A 15485-nucleotide genomic window follows, 5' to 3' on the forward strand; every position below is an offset into this window, starting at 1 on the left:
AAAAAACCCTTTCCCCCCCCCCCCCCCCCTCCCTTCGGCGGGGGGCGGGGGGGGGGGGGGGGGGGCGGGGCCCGCGGCGCGCCCCCCCCCCCCCCCCCCGGGGGGGGGGGGGGCCCCCCGCGCCGGGTCAGACGAAGATGTCGAGGACCATCACGCAGGCGAAGCCGACCACCGAGATCACCGTCTCCATCACCGACCACGTCTTGATGGTCTGCCCGACGGTCATCCCGAAGTACTCCTTGACCAGCCAGAACCCGGCGTCGTTGACGTGCGAGAAGAACAGCGAGCCGCATCCGATCGCCAGCGCCAGCAGCGACACCTCGGGCTTGTCGAGCGTGGCCGCGAGCGGGGCCACGATGCCGGCGGCGGTGATCGTCGCGACGGTGGCCGAGCCGGTGGCGACCCGGATACCGACGGCGACCAGGAAGCCGAGCAGCAGCGCCGAGATGTTGGCGTCCTTGGCGGCGTCCGCCACCACGTTGCCGACCCCGGCGTCCACCAGGACCTGCTTGAACCCGCCGCCGGCGGCCACGATGAGCAGGATGCCGGCGATCGGCGGCAGCGACCCGCCGATGACCGACGAGGTCTGCACCCGGTCGAAGCCGGCCCGCTTGCCCAGCGTCCACATCGCCAGCAGGACGCCGAAGAGCAGCGCCACGACCGGCTCGCCGAGCACCTCGAAGGTGGTCCGCAGGCGGGTGCCCTCGTCGAGGACCAGCTCGGCGACCGCCCGCAGCAGCATCAGCACGATGGGCAGCAGCACGGTGAGCACCGCGGGCCAGAAGCCGGGGTTGCGCCGCCCGGCGGGCAGGCGGCGGTCGACGAGCTCGTCCGGTTCCCCGGTGCCCGCGTTGGCGAGGTCGTCACGGTCGACGAAGTCCTGACCGCCGGCCGGCCCCGCACCCGGGCGGTCGGCCACGGCGGTCCGCTCCCGGGCGGCGGCCGCGCGGGCGGGAAGCGCGACCGGCACCCGCTTGGCGATGAAGTTCCCGAAGACCGGGCCCGCGACGATCACCGTCGGGATGGCGCAGATCAGCCCGAACGCCAGCGTCAGGCCGAGGTCCGCGCCCAGGCTGGAGATCGCCACCAGCGGGCCGGGGTGCGGAGGGACGAGGCCGTGCAGCACCGACAGGCCGGCCAGGGCCGGGATGCCGATCTTCAGCAGCGGTACGTCGGTGCGCTGCGCGACCAGGAGCACGATCGGCACCAGCAGCACGACGCCGACCTCGAAGAACAGGGGCAGACCCACGAGCGCCGCGACGCCCGCCATGGCCCACGGCAGCGCCGAGCCCGAGACCTTGCGGACGATCGTGGCGACGATGCCGTCGGCACCGCCGGACTCGGCGAGCAGGGCGCCGATCATGGAACCGAGCGCGATCAGCAGCCCGACGTTGCCGGCGGTGCTGCCGACGCCGGTGGTGAACGACTTGACGGTGGCGCCGGGCGCGGCGCCGGCGACGATCCCCAGCACAGCCGCGCCGAGGATGAGGGCGAGGAACGGATGCCACTTTGCCCAGGCGATGAGCAGAATGACGACCGCGATACCGAGCACCGCGGCGAGGATCAGTTGGCCGGTACCGGCGGAGGTGATGGCCTCCGCCGCCAGCACGGGAGCGGCGTGCGCTGTCATGGGCGAGCCGTACCCTGATCGAAGGAAATCGAATCAGCCCCGGGGCGCCGAGGACAGGTTCCGCTTGACCGTACGCGTGAACTCGTCGGCCACGATCTCCGGCTGACCCTTCGCCACCGCGTCCAGCGCCAGCTCGGCCACGACCGCCGGGTCCGTCTTCTGCTCGGCCGGAATGGAGGACGCCATGTCCGTGTCCATCCACCCCACATGCAGGGCGGAGACCTGGACGCCGCGCGGGGCGAGGTGTTCGCGTACGGCGTCGGTGAGCGCCCACTCGGCCGCCTTGGCCGACGAGTACGCCCCCAGGCCCGCGGGGTGCGCCCAGGACAGCACGGACAGCACGTTGAGGAACGCCCCGCCCCCGTTGCGCTCGATGACCGGCGCGAAGGCCCGCGTGACGGCGAGCGTGCCGAAGTAGTGAGTCTCCATCTCCAGGCGGATCTGGTCGAGGTCGCCGTCGAGCAGCGTGGCGCCGGTGCTCGTACCGGCGTTGTTGACCACGAGGGTGGCGTCCGCGGCGATCTCGGCGGCTCGCGCGACCGACGCGGCGTCGGTGATGTCCAGCTGCACCGGGATCACGCCCGGCAGGTCGATCGTGTCGGGACGCCGGGCGGCGGCGTAGACCTTGGCGCCGCGCTCGACGAGCTGGGCGGCGAAGCGGCGGCCGAGGCCGCGGTTGGCGCCGGTGACGAGGGCGACGGAGTTCTCGATGTCCATGCCGATAGATTATGAACGTAATCTTATCCCGGCAAGGTTAGATGACGGACGTCATACAATGGTTCCCATGGCACGGGTCTCACAGGCACAGGCACAGGAGAACCGCGAGCGCGTGGTGCGTACGGCCGCCCACCTGTTCCGCGAGCGCGGCGTCCAAGGGGTCAGCGTGGCCGACCTCATGGGCGCGGCCGGGCTGACACACGGCGGCTTCTACAAGCAGTTCGCCTCGAAGGAGGCCCTTGTCGCCGAGGCCACCAGCCGTGCGTTCGCGGACCACGGCGAGCGTCTGACCGGCCTCGACGACGAGCATGCCGGCGACCATGACGCGGCGCGCCGCGACCTGGTCGAGCGCTATCTCTCCCCCGAGCACCGCGACGACGCCGGCAGCGGCTGCCCGGCGACCGGCCTCGGCCCCGACCTGGCCCGCGAGGATCCCTCGAGCCCGGCCCGGCAGCCGTACGCCCGAGGCGTCGAGGCGTTCGCCCGCTGGATGGCCCGCGAGAACGGCGACGAGGACCTGGCCGCGGTCGCCACGATGGTCGGCGCCCTGCTGCTCGCCCGTGCCACGGCCGGCACGCCGATCTCCGACCGCATCCTGGCCGCGGCCCGGCAGTCCCTGGCCTAGGAGCCCAGCGGTAGTCCCGCCTGCAGCAGGTCGAGGGCACGGTCCAGGGCGGCGAAGTCGTCGTCCTCGAAGACCCCGCTCGCGGGCAGGGCCGCCAGGCCCGCGCCCATGACCGCGCCGGCGAAGACCCGGACGGAGAAGTCGTCCGCCGGCAGGCCGGCCCATTCCGCGACCGCGGTGGCGAGCATCCCGAGCGTGTCCGTGTACTGGCGCAGCGCCCGGGCGCGAAGGTCGTCGACCGACTGCAGGATCTGCTGCCGGCGCCGCTCCGCGGCCCACTCCTCGGCGCTCATGCCGCCGAAGACCTGCCGGATGCTGCGCTTCACCGCTTCCACCGGGTGCAGGTCGGCCGGTTGCTCGCGCAGCGCGGCCAGCAGCAGGGGGTCGACGTCGTCGGTGAGGACGACGTCCTCCTTGGTGGGGAAGTACCGGAAGAAGGTGCTCGGGGAGACCTCCGCCGCCTCGGCGATCTGGTCGACCGTCGTGGCGGCGTAGCCCCGTTCCTCGAAGAGCCGCAGGGCGTGCTCGCGGATGGCGGCGCGCGTCCTGGCCTTCTTGCGTTCCCGTAGTCCCGGCGAGGTCATACCGTCGATTCTGCCGCCGGCTGGGGCGGAACCGGCGCGAGGGGGACCTCCTCCTGCGAGCGAGCCGGGCGCCCGGGGAGGAAGAGAGCCGCGAGGACCGCTCCGGCGACCGCCACCACGCCGGCCACCAGCAGCGCCGTACCCATGCCGTCGGTGAACGCGGACCGCACCGCCTCGAGGGCGCCCGGGTCACCGAGCCGGGACGCCACCGCCACGCCGGTGGAGACGCTGTCGCGGGCGGCGTCGGGCAGCCCGGCGTGGTCGATGCCGTCGCGGTACGCGGCGTTGAGCACCGTGCCGAGCACCGCCACCCCGATCGCGCTGCCGACCTGGCGCATGGCCTGGATCAGGCCCGAGCCGACGCCGCTGCGCTCCCGCGACAACGCGCCGAGGGCCGCGTTCATCGCCGGGGGCATGGCGAAGCCGAGGCCGATGCCGGTGAGGGTCACCCAGCAGGCGATGAAGGCGTACCCGGTGCCGGGGCCGGTGGCCGTACCGGTGAGCAGCCCGGCTGCCAGCAGCGCCATGCCGGTGGTGACGACCGGTTTCGCGCCGAGCCGCGGTTCGAGACGACCGGCGATCCGGGCGCCGGCCATCAGGCCGCCGATGACCGGCAGCAGGCGCAGGCCGGTGCCGAACGCGTCGTTGCCCTGGACCGCCTGGAACAGCAGCGGGAGCGCGAAGAGCAGGCCGAACATGCCGAAGCTGGCCAGGGTCGCGAGGACCGTGCCCCAGGTGAAGCCGCGGGAGCGGAACAGGTCCAGGTCCACCAGCGGCGCCGTCGAGCGCCGTTGCCAGAGCACGAAGGCGGCCATGAGGGCCGCGCCGGCGGCGACGGTGACCAGCGAGCGGGGTTCGGTCCAGCCGCGTTCGCCGACCTCGATGATCCCGTACGTGAGGGCGACCAGGCCGGCCGCCGACAGGGCGATCCCGGGGACGTCGATGCGCCGGGTGCGGTCGCCGTGCGACTCGGGCACCCACAGCGCGACGGCGACGATTCCGGCCACGACCAGCGGCAGGTTGATGAGGAAGACCGAGCCCCACCAGAAGTGGTCGAGCAGCCAGCCGCCGACCAGCGGGCCGAGCGGGATGCCGAGGGTGTTGGCGGTGATCCAGACGGTCAGCGCCCGGGTCCGCTCGGCCGGCTCGAAGATCACCGTGAGGACGGCGGAGCTGAGCGGCATGATCACCGCCGCGCCGAGGCCGAGCCCCGCGCGGGCGGCGATGAGCTGGCCGGAGCTGGTCGCGTACGAGCAGGCGGCCGAGGCCAGGCCGAAGAGGGCGAGCGCGCCGAGCAGCATGCGCTTGCGCCCGAAGCGGTCGCCGAGCATCCCGGCGGGGAGCAGCGCGGCCGCCAGGACCAGGAGGTAGGAGGTCGTGAACCACTGCAGGTCCCCGGTGGACGCTTGCAGGTCACCGGCGAGCGTGGGCAGCGCCACGGACAGCACCGTGCCGTCCAGGCCGATGGCGATCGTGCTGAGGGAGAGCGCTCCGAGCGCCCACCAACGCGAAGTGGAGGTAGCCATGAAATGAGAGTAACTGTCAAAAGCCAGAGTCAGTCAGAATGTGAGATGCGTCATCATCGGGACGTGACCGACTTCGCTGCGGCGCTCGGCCTCCCGGGCCTGGCCGACGTGCACACCCACTTCCTGCCCGAGCGGATGCAGCGGCGCGTCTGGGCACACTTCGACGAGGCGGGACCGCTGATCGGCCGCGACTGGCCGATCCGCTACCGCGGCACCGAGGCCGAGCGCGTCGCCGAGCTGGGCCGGCTCGGCGTCCGGGTCTTCTCCGCTCTCGCGTACGCCCACCGCCCCGGCATGGCGGCGGACCTCAACGCCTGGACGCTGGACTTCGCCGCGCGCACCCCGGGCTGCCTGCCCAGCGCCACGTTCTTCCCCGAGGCCTCGGCGGGCCGCGACGTCCGGTCGGCGCTGGACCGCGGCGCGCGGATCTTCAAGCTGCACCTTCAGGTCGGCGGCTTCGACCCCCGCGACGACGCCCTGCACGAGGCGTGGGGGCTGCTGGCCGAGTCCGGTACGCCGGTCATCGTGCACGCCGGCTCGGGTCCGGTGGCGCACGGCTTCACCGGACCCGGCCCGATCGGCGAGGTCCTGGCCCAGCACCCGCGCCTGACGATGATCGCCGCCCACCTGGGCGCCCCCGAGTACGCCGGCTTCCTCGAGCTCGCCGAGCGCTACGAGCGGGCGGGGCTGGACACCACGATGGCGTTCACCCGCTTCTTCGAGGACCTCGCGCCCTTCCCCCGCGACCTGCTGCCCCGCCTGCGCGACCTCGGCCTGGCCGGCAAGGTCCTGCTGGGCAGCGACTTCCCCAACATCCCCTACCCGTACGCCCACCAACTCGAGTCGCTGGCCGCCCTCGGCCTCGGCGACGCGTGGACCGCGGCGGTGTGCTGGCACAACGCGGCCCGGCTCCTCGGCCTCTGACGGCGCGTTGCGGCAGGCCGGGCGTGCGCGGCTGTGTCACGATGCCCTTCGACCGCGCCGGAGACCGGCGCGCCCGCACAGGAGGTGACCGGCGACGATGAAGAAGGCCGTCGGCTGGATCGTGCTCATCCTGGTCATCTTCTACATCGGCACCAACCCCGGCCCCGCCGCGGACATCGCGCAGGGCATCGGCAACGGCGTGGCGCAGGTGTTCCGCAACATCGGCGTCTTCTTCTCCGACCTGGCGTCCTGACCGCCGTGCGGGTGGTCTGCGCCGGGCTCGCCACGGTGGACCTCGTGCAGCGCGTGGAGCGGCTACCCGGCCTCGACGAGAAGGCGGAGGCGCTCTCCGCGGAGGTCGCCGCGGGCGGCCCGGCCACGAACGCGGCGGTCACCGCGGCGGCCCTCGGCGCCGACGTCACCCTGGTCACCGCCGTGGGGGCCCACCCGCTCGGCGACCTCGTCCGCGCCGACCTGGCCGCCTGCGGCGTGACGCTGCTGGACGCCACGCCGCACGCCACCGCGCCCCCGCCGGTCTCCGCGGTCACCGTTCTGGAGGGCACCGGTCAGCGCACGATCGTCAGCCGCAACGCCCGGGGCGCGGCTGTGGGCGTACCGGAGGGTCTCGAGGAGGCGCTGGCCACCGCGGACGCCGTGCTGGCCGACGGGCATCACCCGGCACTGGCCCGGGCCGCCGCGCGCAGCGGGCGGCCGCTCGTGCTGGATGCGGGCAGCTGGCGGCCGATCTTCGCCGAGCTGCTCCCCCGTGCCGCGTTCGCCGCCTGCTCGGCCGCTTTCCGCCCGCCCGGCGACTCGCCCGTGGAGGACTCGCTACGGGCGATGGGCGTGCACCGCGGCGCGATCACGCGCGGACCGGAACCGGTGCGGTGGTGGTCGGGCGACGCCGCCGGCGAGATCGAGGTGCCGCTGGTGGAGGCCGTCGACACGGCCGGCGCCGGAGACGCGTTCCACGGTGCCCTGACGGTCGCCGTCGCGCGCGGTGCCGACACCCCCGAGGCCCTGCGGTACGCCGTGACGATCGCCGGCATCCGTGTCCGCCACCGCGGCCCGCGCTCGTGGCTGGCGGCCTTAAACCGCTCGTGACCACACCCCGCACGCGCCTACCATCGGCGGCATGCACGCCAGGATGGTGACGACGACGCCGGGACACCCCGGCGTACGTTCGCGCTGATCCATTCTCGAGCGACGACACGGCCCCGGGCGAGATGCCCGGGGCCGTCGTGCGTCCCGGCCTCTCCCCGGCCACGAGACCAGGGGGACATCATGGCCATCGACCATCGCAGGCTCGGGCGCGAGCTCGACGTCTTCGACTCCGACCCGCTCATCGGCGCCGGGCTGCCGTTCTGGCTGCCGGAGGGCGCCGCGGCCCGGCATGAGGTGGAGGCGTACGTCCGCGACCTCGAGCGCCGCGCCGGCTACCGGCACGTGTACTCGCCGGCGCTCGGAAAACAGGAGCTGTACGAGCTCTCGGGCCATTGGGCCCACTTCGCCGGCGACATGTTCCCGCCGCTGCACCTCGGCGGGGGCGACGACGCGCTGATGCTGCGGCCCAGCCTGTGCCCGCACCACGCGCTGGTGTTCAGGTCCCGGCAGCGCTCGTACCGGGACCTGCCGCTGCGCATCGCCGAGCTCGGCACCATGTACCGCGCGGAACGCTCCGGCGTGCTGGGCGGCCTGGCCCGGGTCCGGTCCATCTCGCTCAACGACGGTCACGTCTTCTGCGCCGCCGAGCAGGCCGGCGCGGAGGTCGCCGGAGCGCTGCGGCTGCTGCGCCAGGCGCACGAGGCACTGGGCCTGCGCGCCTCGTCCTACCGCTTGTCGCTGCGCGGCGACGGCGGGAAGTACGCCGGGGACGACGAGTCCTGGGAGCGCGCCGAGCGCCTGCTGCGGGAGGCGCTCGACGAGGCGGCCGTGCCGTACGCGGTGGCGGCGGGCGAGGCGGCGTTCTACGGGCCGAAGATCGACGTGCAGGTCGCCGACCCGGCCGGCCGCGAGTCCACCCTGTCCACCGTCCAGGTCGACTTTCACCAGCCGGCCCGCTTCGGCCTGGCCTACTCGGACGCGTCGGGCGGGCGGTCCCGGCCGGTGCTGGTGCACCGCAGCCTCGTCGGCTCGTTCGAGCGGTTGTTCGCGCACCTCCTCGAGATCCACGCCGGCGCCTTCCCGGTGTGGTTCTCCCCCGTGCAGATCGCCGTCCTGCCGGTGGGCTCCGCCCAGCTGCCCGCCGCCGAGGGGTTCGCCCGCGACGCGGTAGCCGCCGGCCTGCGTGCCGAGGTGTGCGCCGACGGCACCGTCGGAGCCCGGATCCGGGATGCGGCCCGGCGCCGGATCCCGTACGCCGCGGTCATCGGCGACCGAGAGGAGCCCCGGGGTGCGGTGGCGCTGCGGCTGCGCGACGGCCGGCAGCTACCCGCCCGGCCCGGGGCGGAGGCGATCGCCATGGTCGCGGGCCTGGTGGCAGCGCGCAGCCCCGGGCTCCTGCCACCCGACGTGTCCGGCACCTGACGTCAGGCCGCCAGTGCGTCCAGGATGCGCTTGTGGTTCGCGTCCAGCTCCTCGGCGCTGACGTCGGCGTCCGCCCGGGCGAAGTCGAAGTCCGCCATGTCGCGGGCCGGGAAGACGTGGACGTGCGCATGCGGCACCTCGAACCCGGCGACGACCAGCCCGATCCGGGGCGCGTCGAAGGCCCGCTTGAGGGCGGCGCCGATCGTCCGGCTCACGGTCATCAGGTGCGCGACCAGCTCCGGTTCGAGATCCGTCCACTCGTCCACCTCGGCGCGCGGCACGACGAGGGTGTGCCCGGGCGTCAGCGGCGCGATGGTGAGGAACGCGGCCACCCGGTCGTCGGACCAGACGATCCGGCCGGGCAGCTCACCGTTGATGATTCTGGAGAAGATCGTCGGCATACGCCCATCACATCACGCCGCCCGGGCCCGGCGCCGGGCCCGGGCGGCGAGGTTCATGCTCAGACGGTACGGGCCAGCCGATCGGCGAGGAGCTTCGCGAACCGGGCGGGGTCGGTGAGGTCACCACCCTCGGCGAGCAGGGCGGTGCCGTACAGCAGCTCCGCCGTCTCGGGCAGGGCCGGGTCGTCGGCGCGCCGGCCGTACGCGTCCCGCAGGCCGGTGACCAGCGGGTGCTCGGGGTTGAGCTCGAGGATGCGCTTGACCGGCGGCACCTGCTGCCCCATCGCCCGGTACATCTTCTCCAGCGTCGGGGTGATGTCGGCGGCGTCGCTGACCAGGCAGGCCGGGGAGGTGGTCAGCCGGGTCGACAGGCGCACCTCCTTGACCTCGTCGAGGGTCTCGCCCAGCCAGGTCAGCAGCGGCGCGAACTCGCCGGTCGTCTCCTCGGAGGGCTTCTCGTCCGACGGCAGGTCGACGGTGCCGCGCGCGATCGACTGCAGCTTCCTGCCGTCGTACTCGGGCACGGCCTCGACCCAGATCTCGTCCACGGGGTCGGTGAGCAGCAGGACCTCGTACCCCTGGGCCTTGAACGCCTCCATGTGCGGGGAGTTCTCGACCTGGGCGCGGCTCTCGCCGGTCATGAAGTAGATCGCGTCCTGGCCCTCCTTCATCCGCGAGACGTAGTCGGCCAGGGTGGTCGGCTCGTCGCCGGCGGTGGAGGCGAAGGACGCGACGTCCAGGATGGCCTTCTGGTCGTCGGCCTCGCCGAGCAGGCCCTCCTTGACCGCGCGGCCGAACTCGCGCCAGAAGGTGCGGTACTTCTCCTGGTCCTTGGTCATCAGGTCCTTGACGGTGGAGAGGACCTTCTTGGCGAGCCGGCGCCGGATCAGCTGGATGTGCCGGTCCTGCTGGAGGATCTCGCGGGAGATGTTGAGCGACAGGTCCGCCGCGTCCACGACGCCCTTGACGAAGCGCAGGTAGTCGGGGATCAGCTCACGGCTGTCGTCCATGATGAACACGCGCTTGACGTAGAGCTGGATGCCCCGGCGCCCGTCGCGCTGGAACAGGTCGTGCGGCGCCCGCGACGGGATGAACAGCAGGGCCTCGTACTCGAAGGTGCCCTCCGCCTTGAGGTTGATGATCTCGAGCGGGTCGGTCCAGTCGTGGCTGATGTGCCGGTAGAACTCGGCGTACTCCTCGTCCTTGACCTCGGCGCGGGGCCGGGCCCACAGGGCCTTCATGGAGTTGAGGGTCTCCGGCTCGCCCTCGCTCTTGACCAGGCGGATCGGGAACGAGATGAAGTCCGAGTACCGCTTGACGATCTCCCGGATCTTCCACTCGTCGGCGTAGTCGTAGAGCGCGTCCTCCTCGTCCTTGGGGCGCAGGTGGACGGTGACCGCGGTGCCCACGGGCGCGTCCGGGACCTCCGCGATCGTGTACGTGCCCTCGCCGGCCGACTCCCAGCGCGTACCCGTGTCCTCGCCGGCCTTGCGGGTGACCAGGGTGACGTTGTCGGCCACCATGAAGGTGGAGTAGAACCCGACGCCGAACTGACCGATCAGCTCGGCGGACTCCTTGTTCTCCTTGAGCTGGCGCAGCATCTCGGCGGTGCCGGAGCGGGCGATCGTGCCGATGAGGCCGACCACCTCGTCGCGCGACATGCCGATGCCGTTGTCGCGCACGGTCAGCGTGCGGGCGTCCTTGTCGGCCTGGATCTCGATGTGCAGGTCCTCGCCGCGCAGCGCCTCGTCGTGCAGGCCGGCGAGGCGCCGCTTGTCCAGGGCGTCGGAGGCGTTGGAGATCAGCTCGCGCAGGAAGATGTCCTTGTTCGAGTAGATCGAGTGGACCATCAGCTGCAGGAGCTGGCGCGCTTCGGCTTGGAACTCCAGCGTCTCGGTGCTCATGTCATCCCTCCGTGCGTGCGGTGTCTTCCCGCTGCTGATCGTAGGACCCGCCGCGGACCTATCCGAAGGGGTTCCCGTCGGGCATCGCGGGCGGCCAGCTGACCGAGTCGGGTCCGGGCAGTCCGCCGGCGCCCGGCTCCCACGGGAAGTCCTGTCCGCCGTCCGCACCCTGCGGCTCCGACTTGGCCGGTTCCGGTTCGGCCGGCGGGGCCGGCTCCTCAGTGGCCGGTGTCGTCGCGGGAGTGGTCGCCGGGTCGGTCGCGGGGGTGGTCGCCGGGTCGGCCGCGGGGGTGGTCGCCGGGGTCGTGGGCTCGTGAGTGGCCGGCGTCGTGGCGGCCGGGGTGGTGGGCCGATGCGGCGCCGGGCGAGTGGTGGCCCGGGTCGGGGTCGGCACCGGTGGCTGCATCACGACCGGCGGCCGGGGCGCCGCGGTGGTGTCCTGCGGCGCGGCGGTGACCGGTGCCGGGGCCGGCCCGGTGGTCGCACCGGCCGTGGCGGCCGCCGTCGCGGCGGCCACTGCCGCGGTGCCGGCCACCACGTTCGCCGCGGGGGTCCAGGGGGTCAGGGTGCGGATCCGGGACGGGGCTCCGGTCTGCGGTGCGGGCAGCCCCGGGGCCGCGGTGCGCGTCGGCGCCGCACCGCCCGGCCGGGCCGCCGAGCCCAGCGCCTCCTCGGCACCCGCCACCACGGTCCGGTCCCGGGTCGCCGGTACGCCCTCCCGCTCATCCACCGCCCCGAGCACGACCGCGCTCGTTCCGGACACCAGGCACACCAGCGCCATGCACCCGATGATCTGCTTTTCCCGCCTCGTCAGTTCGACCATGAATCCGTCATACAGGCATGAACAGGACTTACGAGGCGGTTCGGTCGTATTTCCCTCCGTGTCGCCGCACCACCGTTTCCGCGACTTCACTACGCAGTGTGACAAATGTAGGTCTTGTCGGACTGCCGCTACTCTCTGTATCGTGCTTCACGTCCCGGCCGAGATGATGATGGAGTACGAGTGAAACTCAGCGAACTCGCCATGGCCGCGGCAATCACTGTGAGTGTTGTTGGCGTTTCTTACGCTACGTTGAACGTCGGCGGGACGAAGACCTCGGCCGTCAAGGTCGCGCAGCAGGTCTCCTGCCGCACGGTGGACGACGCGATCGTCGCGTACGTCGCCCAGCACAACCGGACCCCGGCGCGGACGGCCGACCTCAAGCCGTACGTGAAGGGCGACATCTCCGCGTACCGGATCGTCCGCGGCCAGGCTTCGGGACCCGGCTGCCGCTGACCCGCCGGGGCGCCGTCACGCCGCGGCCCGCGGCGCGTTGATCGGCTGATGAACAGACGCACCCTGCTGACCGGCGCGGCAGCCGCGACGGCCGTGGTCGCCGCCGGCGGCTACGCACGGTCCTGGTCCGCCGCCGAGCCGGTCGTCCCGGACGTGCCCGTGGGCGACGAGCGCCTGGAGCAGCGGCACTCGCGGGCCAGGGGCCGCACCGTCGACTTCTACACCGCGGTCCCGGCCGGGCACGGCGACGGCCGCGGCCTGCCGGTCTGCCTCGTCCTGCACGGCGCCTCGAAGACCGCTGCCGACTTCCCCGCGCTGGGGCTGGGCAGGTTCGTCACGGACTCGGCCCGCCGGGGCAACCCGCCGTTCGTCCTGGCCGGGGCCACCGGGGACCGGCTGGCATGGCGGCCCTCCGGCGCCGACGACCCGCAGCGGATGGTGCACGAGGAGATCCCGGCCTGGTGCGCCGAGCGGGGCTTCGACACCACGAAACTCACGGTGGCCGGCTGGTCGATGGGCGGCTACGGGTCCCTGCTGCTGGCCGAGACCTTCCCAAGGTTCGTGCGGGCGGTCGCCGCCCTCTCACCCGCCGTGCCGCTGGGGGATGAGGTGCTCACTCACGCGGCGGCGCTGCGCGGCGTCCCGGTCGGGTTGTGGTGCGGCACCGAGGACGGGCTGCTGCCCCGCGTACGGGAGCTGGAGCGCGCGTTGCCGCAGCCCAAGGCCGCAGGGAGCTTCAGCCGTGGCCGGCACAACTTCGCCTACTGGAGCACCTGCCTCCCCGCGGCCTTCGACCTCGTCGCGCGAGTGAATGCCTAGAGGCCTTTACCCGGGGAGGCCGGGATCCGTAGCGTCATTACTCAGTGCAACGGTTCCACAACGCTCGGAGGAAGCCATGCGTCGTGCCACCGTCCTCGTCGGATCCGTCCTCGCCGCGCTCTGGGTCGCCGCGCCCGCGCAGGCCTTCGCCCACAACGCCGTTCACAACGCGAACCTGCACGCCCTGCTCGACGGGCTGACCCTCGCCGTGGTCTCCGCGCCGGCCTGGACCGCCCTGCTGTGGCGTGGCCCCCGGCGGGTGCTGCTGGCCGCGCTCGTCGCGGTCGTCCAGGTGCCGGTGGCGGTCATCGGGTTCGTGCCGGCGGTGAACCCGTACGTGCACCTCACGCTCTTCGTCCTCGCACTGGCCCTGACCGGCGCCTCCCTGCGCCTGGCCCGCCGCGGGGTCAGCGTGCCGGCACCGGCCCCCGACCGGCGGTGACCCACTCGCCGGACGGCGCCCGGACGGCCAGTCCCGACACCGGGGCGTCCGGGCCCGGGCCGGCCCGCAGCACCCGCACCACCGGGCAGCCCGCCGTCTCCGGATGCCAGGAGCCGGCCGGGTCCCCGCACCGCCGACCAGCGGCAGTGCTCCTCGTCGGTCCAGCCCCAGGCGATCAGCAGCTCCCGGCCGCCCATCGAGTAGCGTCCTGCCGAGGCGACCCGCTCGCCCTCGCGGCGGCGGAAGAACTCGGCACGCAGTCCCGGGACCGCAACGCCCTCGAACTCGGCGTCCGTGACGGTCCGGTGCGGCGTGTAGGTGTCAAGATCAGGCATCGGCACGGGCCGACCCTGCCACGCCCGCCGGACCTGCACCGCGCGAGACACGCCGCCGGCGTGCGGCAGACTCCGTGGCTATGCGCCTGGTCTCCCTGCTCCCCTCCGCCACCGAGATCGTGTACGCCCTCGGCCTCGGCGACGACCTGGTCGGCGTCACGTTCGAGTGCGACGAGCCGCCGCACGCCCGGCGCGACAAGACGGTGGTGGTCGGGGGCCGGGACACCCGCGGCCTGTCCCCCGCGGAGATCGACGCCTATGTGAAGGCTCAGATGGCGGCGGGCGCCGACCTCTACACCCTGCACGCCGGCGCGCTGTCCGAGCTGGATCCCGAGCTGATCCTGACCCAGGACCTGTGCCGGGTGTGCGCGCTGCCGTCCGACCACGTGTCGGACGCGCTCGACCATCTCGGGTGTCGTGCCGACGTGGTGTCGCTCGATCCGTACTCCCTCGAGGAGGTCCTGGAAACGTTCCTCGAGGTGGGCGACCGCGCGGGAGTGCCCCAGCGCGCCGCGGCGCTGGTGGCGGGGTTGCGCGCCCGGCTGGACGCCGTGGCGGCGGCGGTGGCCGGGCGGCCCCGACCCCGGGTCGCGGTCGTCGAGTGGGTGGATCCGCCGTTCACCGCCGGCCACTGGGTGCCCGACCTGGTGACCGCCGCCGGCGGCGAGCCGGTGGCCGCCCGGCCCGGCCGGCGTTCGGTGGAGACGACGTGGGCCGAGCTGGCCGCCGCCCGCCCGGAGGTCGTGCTCGTCACACCGTGCGGCTTCCACCTGGCCGGTGCGGCCGAGCAGGCCGCCCGGGTGGTGCCGCACTTCCCCGATGCGCAGGTGTGGGCGATCGACGGCGACGGCCTGGTGGTGCGCCCCGGCCCGCGGCTGGTCGCCGGCGTCGAGGCGATCACGGCGATCCTGCACCCGGACGCGGTGCCCGCCGCGCCGCCGGACGCGATCGCCCGGATCGCCTGACGGACCTCAGGCGCTGACCGGTTCCGCCCGGCGAATCCGGCGGGCCGAACGGGTGCGGGCCCTGCGCGCGGCGGCTGCGACGGTCAGGCGGCGTTCCTGCTCCGCGCGCCACAACCAGGCGATGTCCAGGCCGAAGGACCAGATCAGCGAGAGCGTGACGGCGGCCACCGCGACGAGCATGACGGCGTCCGGCAGCAGCCGTGTGGTGGCGACCACGAGAACCACGCCCTGCACCGCGGCGACCGTCTTGCGGGAGAAGCGCGGCGGAAGGGCGCCGTTGAGCCACGGCGCCGCCCAGGACGCCACGACGAAGGCGTAGCGGAAGGCGCCGAGAGCCACCGCCCACCACCCGAAGACCCCGGCGACGAAGACGCTGAGCACGAGGGCGAGGAAGGAGTCGACCTCCATGTCGAAGCGGGCACCCAGGGCCGTCGTGCTGTTGGTGCGGCGCGCCACCTGACCGTCGACCGCGTCCAGGGCGAGCGCCACGGCGACCAGCGTGACGAGGACCGGCAGGTTCACCGCGCCCTCGAGGGAGGTGACCACCAGGGCGGTCACGGCGCCGACGAGGGTGGCGCGGGTCAGAGTCACCGTGTTGGCCGGGCCGAGCGCGCGCATCCCGGCGCGGCGGAGCCCGGTGCGCAGCAGGACGCAGAGCACGATGGCGTACGCCGTACCGGCGAGCCAGCCGGCGAGGCTGAGCCCGGTCGTGGCGGCCAGGACGGCCATGAGCGCGACCTGCACGGCCACGCCCACGAGCGGCCCCCGTCCCGAACGAGCCGTCATCGTGCCGATACTCATAGTCACCCTG

At 73.4% G+C, this 15485-nt stretch carries 17 protein-coding genes; 9 read left to right on the forward strand and 8 right to left on the reverse strand.

The window, feature by feature from the left end; all coding sequences use genetic code 11:
- Nucleotides 1–127: 127 nt before the first annotated feature.
- Both AB0J80_RS32320 and AB0J80_RS32325 read right to left on the reverse strand, forming a co-directional pair.
- Nucleotides 128–1630 carry an SLC13 family permease gene (locus AB0J80_RS32320; protein WP_364712645.1) on the reverse strand — a complete coding sequence of 501 codons (1503 nt, stop codon included), beginning with the start codon at nucleotides 1628–1630 and terminating at the stop codon, nucleotides 128–130.
- A 33-nt stretch (nucleotides 1631–1663) separates the two neighbouring features.
- Nucleotides 1664–2347 (reverse strand): SDR family oxidoreductase, encoded by a 684-nt coding sequence (locus AB0J80_RS32325; protein WP_364712648.1) that lies wholly within the window; start codon nucleotides 2345–2347, stop codon nucleotides 1664–1666.
- A gap of 67 nt (nucleotides 2348–2414) precedes the next feature.
- On the opposite strand from AB0J80_RS32325, the gene AB0J80_RS32330 reads away from it, so the two are divergent.
- Nucleotides 2415–2972: a TetR/AcrR family transcriptional regulator gene (locus tag AB0J80_RS32330; protein WP_364712651.1), complete on the forward strand. Its 558-nt coding sequence runs from the start codon at nucleotides 2415–2417 to the stop codon at nucleotides 2970–2972.
- On the opposite strand, the gene AB0J80_RS32335 is transcribed toward AB0J80_RS32330, so the two are convergent.
- Nucleotides 2969–3556 (reverse strand): TetR family transcriptional regulator, encoded by a 588-nt coding sequence (locus tag AB0J80_RS32335; protein WP_364712654.1) that lies wholly within the window; start codon nucleotides 3554–3556, stop codon nucleotides 2969–2971. The two genes, AB0J80_RS32330 and AB0J80_RS32335, sit on opposite strands and share 4 nt — an antisense overlap.
- Entirely contained in the window at nucleotides 3553–5082 is a 1530-nt protein-coding gene (locus AB0J80_RS32340) for a DHA2 family efflux MFS transporter permease subunit (protein WP_364712657.1), read from the reverse strand. Before AB0J80_RS32340 ends, AB0J80_RS32335 begins: the two co-directional genes overlap by 4 nt.
- Before the next feature lie 45 nt (nucleotides 5083–5127).
- On the opposite strand from AB0J80_RS32340, the gene AB0J80_RS32345 reads away from it, so the two are divergent.
- The 4 genes from AB0J80_RS32345 (at nucleotide 5128) to thrS (ending at nucleotide 8532) form a co-directional block, all read left to right on the forward strand.
- Nucleotides 5128–6006 carry an amidohydrolase family protein gene (locus tag AB0J80_RS32345; protein WP_364712659.1) on the forward strand — a complete coding sequence of 293 codons (879 nt, stop codon included), beginning with the start codon at nucleotides 5128–5130 and terminating at the stop codon, nucleotides 6004–6006.
- A gap of 97 nt (nucleotides 6007–6103) precedes the next feature.
- Nucleotides 6104–6259, forward strand: a complete 156-nt coding sequence (locus AB0J80_RS32350; RefSeq protein WP_364712662.1) for a hypothetical protein — start codon at nucleotides 6104–6106, stop codon at nucleotides 6257–6259.
- A gap of 5 nt (nucleotides 6260–6264) precedes the next feature.
- A complete protein-coding gene (locus tag AB0J80_RS32355) occupies nucleotides 6265–7110 on the forward strand; it encodes a PfkB family carbohydrate kinase (protein ID WP_364712664.1) in 846 nt (281 codons plus the stop codon).
- Nucleotides 7111–7290: 180 nt separating this feature from the next.
- Nucleotides 7291–8532: a threonine--tRNA ligase gene (gene thrS / locus AB0J80_RS32360; RefSeq protein ID WP_364712667.1), complete on the forward strand. Its 1242-nt coding sequence runs from the start codon at nucleotides 7291–7293 to the stop codon at nucleotides 8530–8532.
- A gap of 2 nt (nucleotides 8533–8534) precedes the next feature.
- On the opposite strand, the gene AB0J80_RS32365 is transcribed toward thrS, so the two are convergent.
- The 3 genes from AB0J80_RS32365 to AB0J80_RS32375 are packed head-to-tail and all read right to left on the reverse strand — an operon-like array spanning nucleotide 8535 to nucleotide 11660.
- Nucleotides 8535–8933: an HIT family protein gene (locus AB0J80_RS32365; protein WP_364712670.1), complete on the reverse strand. Its 399-nt coding sequence runs from the start codon at nucleotides 8931–8933 to the stop codon at nucleotides 8535–8537.
- Between the two features lie 59 nt (nucleotides 8934–8992).
- Nucleotides 8993–10837: a molecular chaperone HtpG gene (gene htpG, locus AB0J80_RS32370; RefSeq protein ID WP_364712672.1), complete on the reverse strand. Its 1845-nt coding sequence runs from the start codon at nucleotides 10835–10837 to the stop codon at nucleotides 8993–8995.
- Between the two features lie 58 nt (nucleotides 10838–10895).
- A complete protein-coding gene (locus AB0J80_RS32375) occupies nucleotides 10896–11660 on the reverse strand; it encodes a hypothetical protein (RefSeq protein WP_364712675.1) in 765 nt (254 codons plus the stop codon).
- Between the two features lie 249 nt (nucleotides 11661–11909).
- On the opposite strand from AB0J80_RS32375, the gene AB0J80_RS32380 reads away from it, so the two are divergent.
- From AB0J80_RS32380 to AB0J80_RS32395, 4 genes are all read left to right on the forward strand, one after another.
- A complete protein-coding gene (locus AB0J80_RS32380) occupies nucleotides 11910–12113 on the forward strand; it encodes a hypothetical protein (RefSeq protein WP_364712677.1) in 204 nt (67 codons plus the stop codon).
- A gap of 45 nt (nucleotides 12114–12158) precedes the next feature.
- Nucleotides 12159–12932: an alpha/beta hydrolase-fold protein gene (locus tag AB0J80_RS32385; protein ID WP_364712980.1), complete on the forward strand. Its 774-nt coding sequence runs from the start codon at nucleotides 12159–12161 to the stop codon at nucleotides 12930–12932.
- A gap of 76 nt (nucleotides 12933–13008) precedes the next feature.
- Nucleotides 13009–13374, forward strand: a complete 366-nt coding sequence (locus AB0J80_RS32390; RefSeq protein WP_364712680.1) for a hypothetical protein — start codon at nucleotides 13009–13011, stop codon at nucleotides 13372–13374.
- 415 nt (nucleotides 13375–13789) lie between these two features.
- Nucleotides 13790–14674: an ABC transporter substrate-binding protein gene (locus tag AB0J80_RS32395; RefSeq protein WP_364712682.1), complete on the forward strand. Its 885-nt coding sequence runs from the start codon at nucleotides 13790–13792 to the stop codon at nucleotides 14672–14674.
- Between the two features lie 6 nt (nucleotides 14675–14680).
- On the opposite strand, the gene AB0J80_RS32400 is transcribed toward AB0J80_RS32395, so the two are convergent.
- Nucleotides 14681–15460: a CDP-alcohol phosphatidyltransferase family protein gene (locus AB0J80_RS32400; protein ID WP_364712683.1), complete on the reverse strand. Its 780-nt coding sequence runs from the start codon at nucleotides 15458–15460 to the stop codon at nucleotides 14681–14683.
- Nucleotides 15461–15485 lie beyond the last annotated feature (25 nt).

This window comes from Actinoplanes sp. NPDC049548 (genome assembly GCF_040676695.1).
GTDB lineage: Bacteria > Actinomycetota > Actinomycetes > Mycobacteriales > Micromonosporaceae > Actinoplanes.

What these genes read in the sequence shown, in the direction of transcription:
- AB0J80_RS32320 (WP_364712645.1), bottom strand. Translation starts at nt 1,630, where the DNA reads ATGACAGCGCACGCCGCTCCCGTGCTGGCGGCGGAGGCCATCACCTCC.
- AB0J80_RS32325 (WP_364712648.1), bottom strand. Translation starts at nt 2,347, where the DNA reads ATGGACATCGAGAACTCCGTCGCCCTCGTCACCGGCGCCAACCGCGGC.
- AB0J80_RS32330 (WP_364712651.1), top strand. Translation starts at nt 2,415, where the DNA reads ATGGCACGGGTCTCACAGGCACAGGCACAGGAGAACCGCGAGCGCGTG.
- AB0J80_RS32335 (WP_364712654.1), bottom strand. Translation starts at nt 3,556, where the DNA reads ATGACCTCGCCGGGACTACGGGAACGCAAGAAGGCCAGGACGCGCGCC.
- AB0J80_RS32340 (WP_364712657.1), bottom strand. Translation starts at nt 5,082, where the DNA reads ATGGCTACCTCCACTTCGCGTTGGTGGGCGCTCGGAGCGCTCTCCCTC.
- AB0J80_RS32345 (WP_364712659.1), top strand. Translation starts at nt 5,128, where the DNA reads ATGCGTCATCATCGGGACGTGACCGACTTCGCTGCGGCGCTCGGCCTC.
- AB0J80_RS32350 (WP_364712662.1), top strand. Translation starts at nt 6,104, where the DNA reads ATGAAGAAGGCCGTCGGCTGGATCGTGCTCATCCTGGTCATCTTCTAC.
- thrS (WP_364712667.1), top strand. Translation starts at nt 7,291, where the DNA reads ATGGCCATCGACCATCGCAGGCTCGGGCGCGAGCTCGACGTCTTCGAC.
- AB0J80_RS32365 (WP_364712670.1), bottom strand. Translation starts at nt 8,933, where the DNA reads ATGCCGACGATCTTCTCCAGAATCATCAACGGTGAGCTGCCCGGCCGG.
- htpG (WP_364712672.1), bottom strand. Translation starts at nt 10,837, where the DNA reads ATGAGCACCGAGACGCTGGAGTTCCAAGCCGAAGCGCGCCAGCTCCTG.
- AB0J80_RS32375 (WP_364712675.1), bottom strand. Translation starts at nt 11,660, where the DNA reads ATGGTCGAACTGACGAGGCGGGAAAAGCAGATCATCGGGTGCATGGCG.
- AB0J80_RS32390 (WP_364712680.1), top strand. Translation starts at nt 13,009, where the DNA reads ATGCGTCGTGCCACCGTCCTCGTCGGATCCGTCCTCGCCGCGCTCTGG.
- AB0J80_RS32395 (WP_364712682.1), top strand. Translation starts at nt 13,790, where the DNA reads ATGCGCCTGGTCTCCCTGCTCCCCTCCGCCACCGAGATCGTGTACGCC.
- AB0J80_RS32400 (WP_364712683.1), bottom strand. Translation starts at nt 15,460, where the DNA reads ATGACGGCTCGTTCGGGACGGGGGCCGCTCGTGGGCGTGGCCGTGCAG.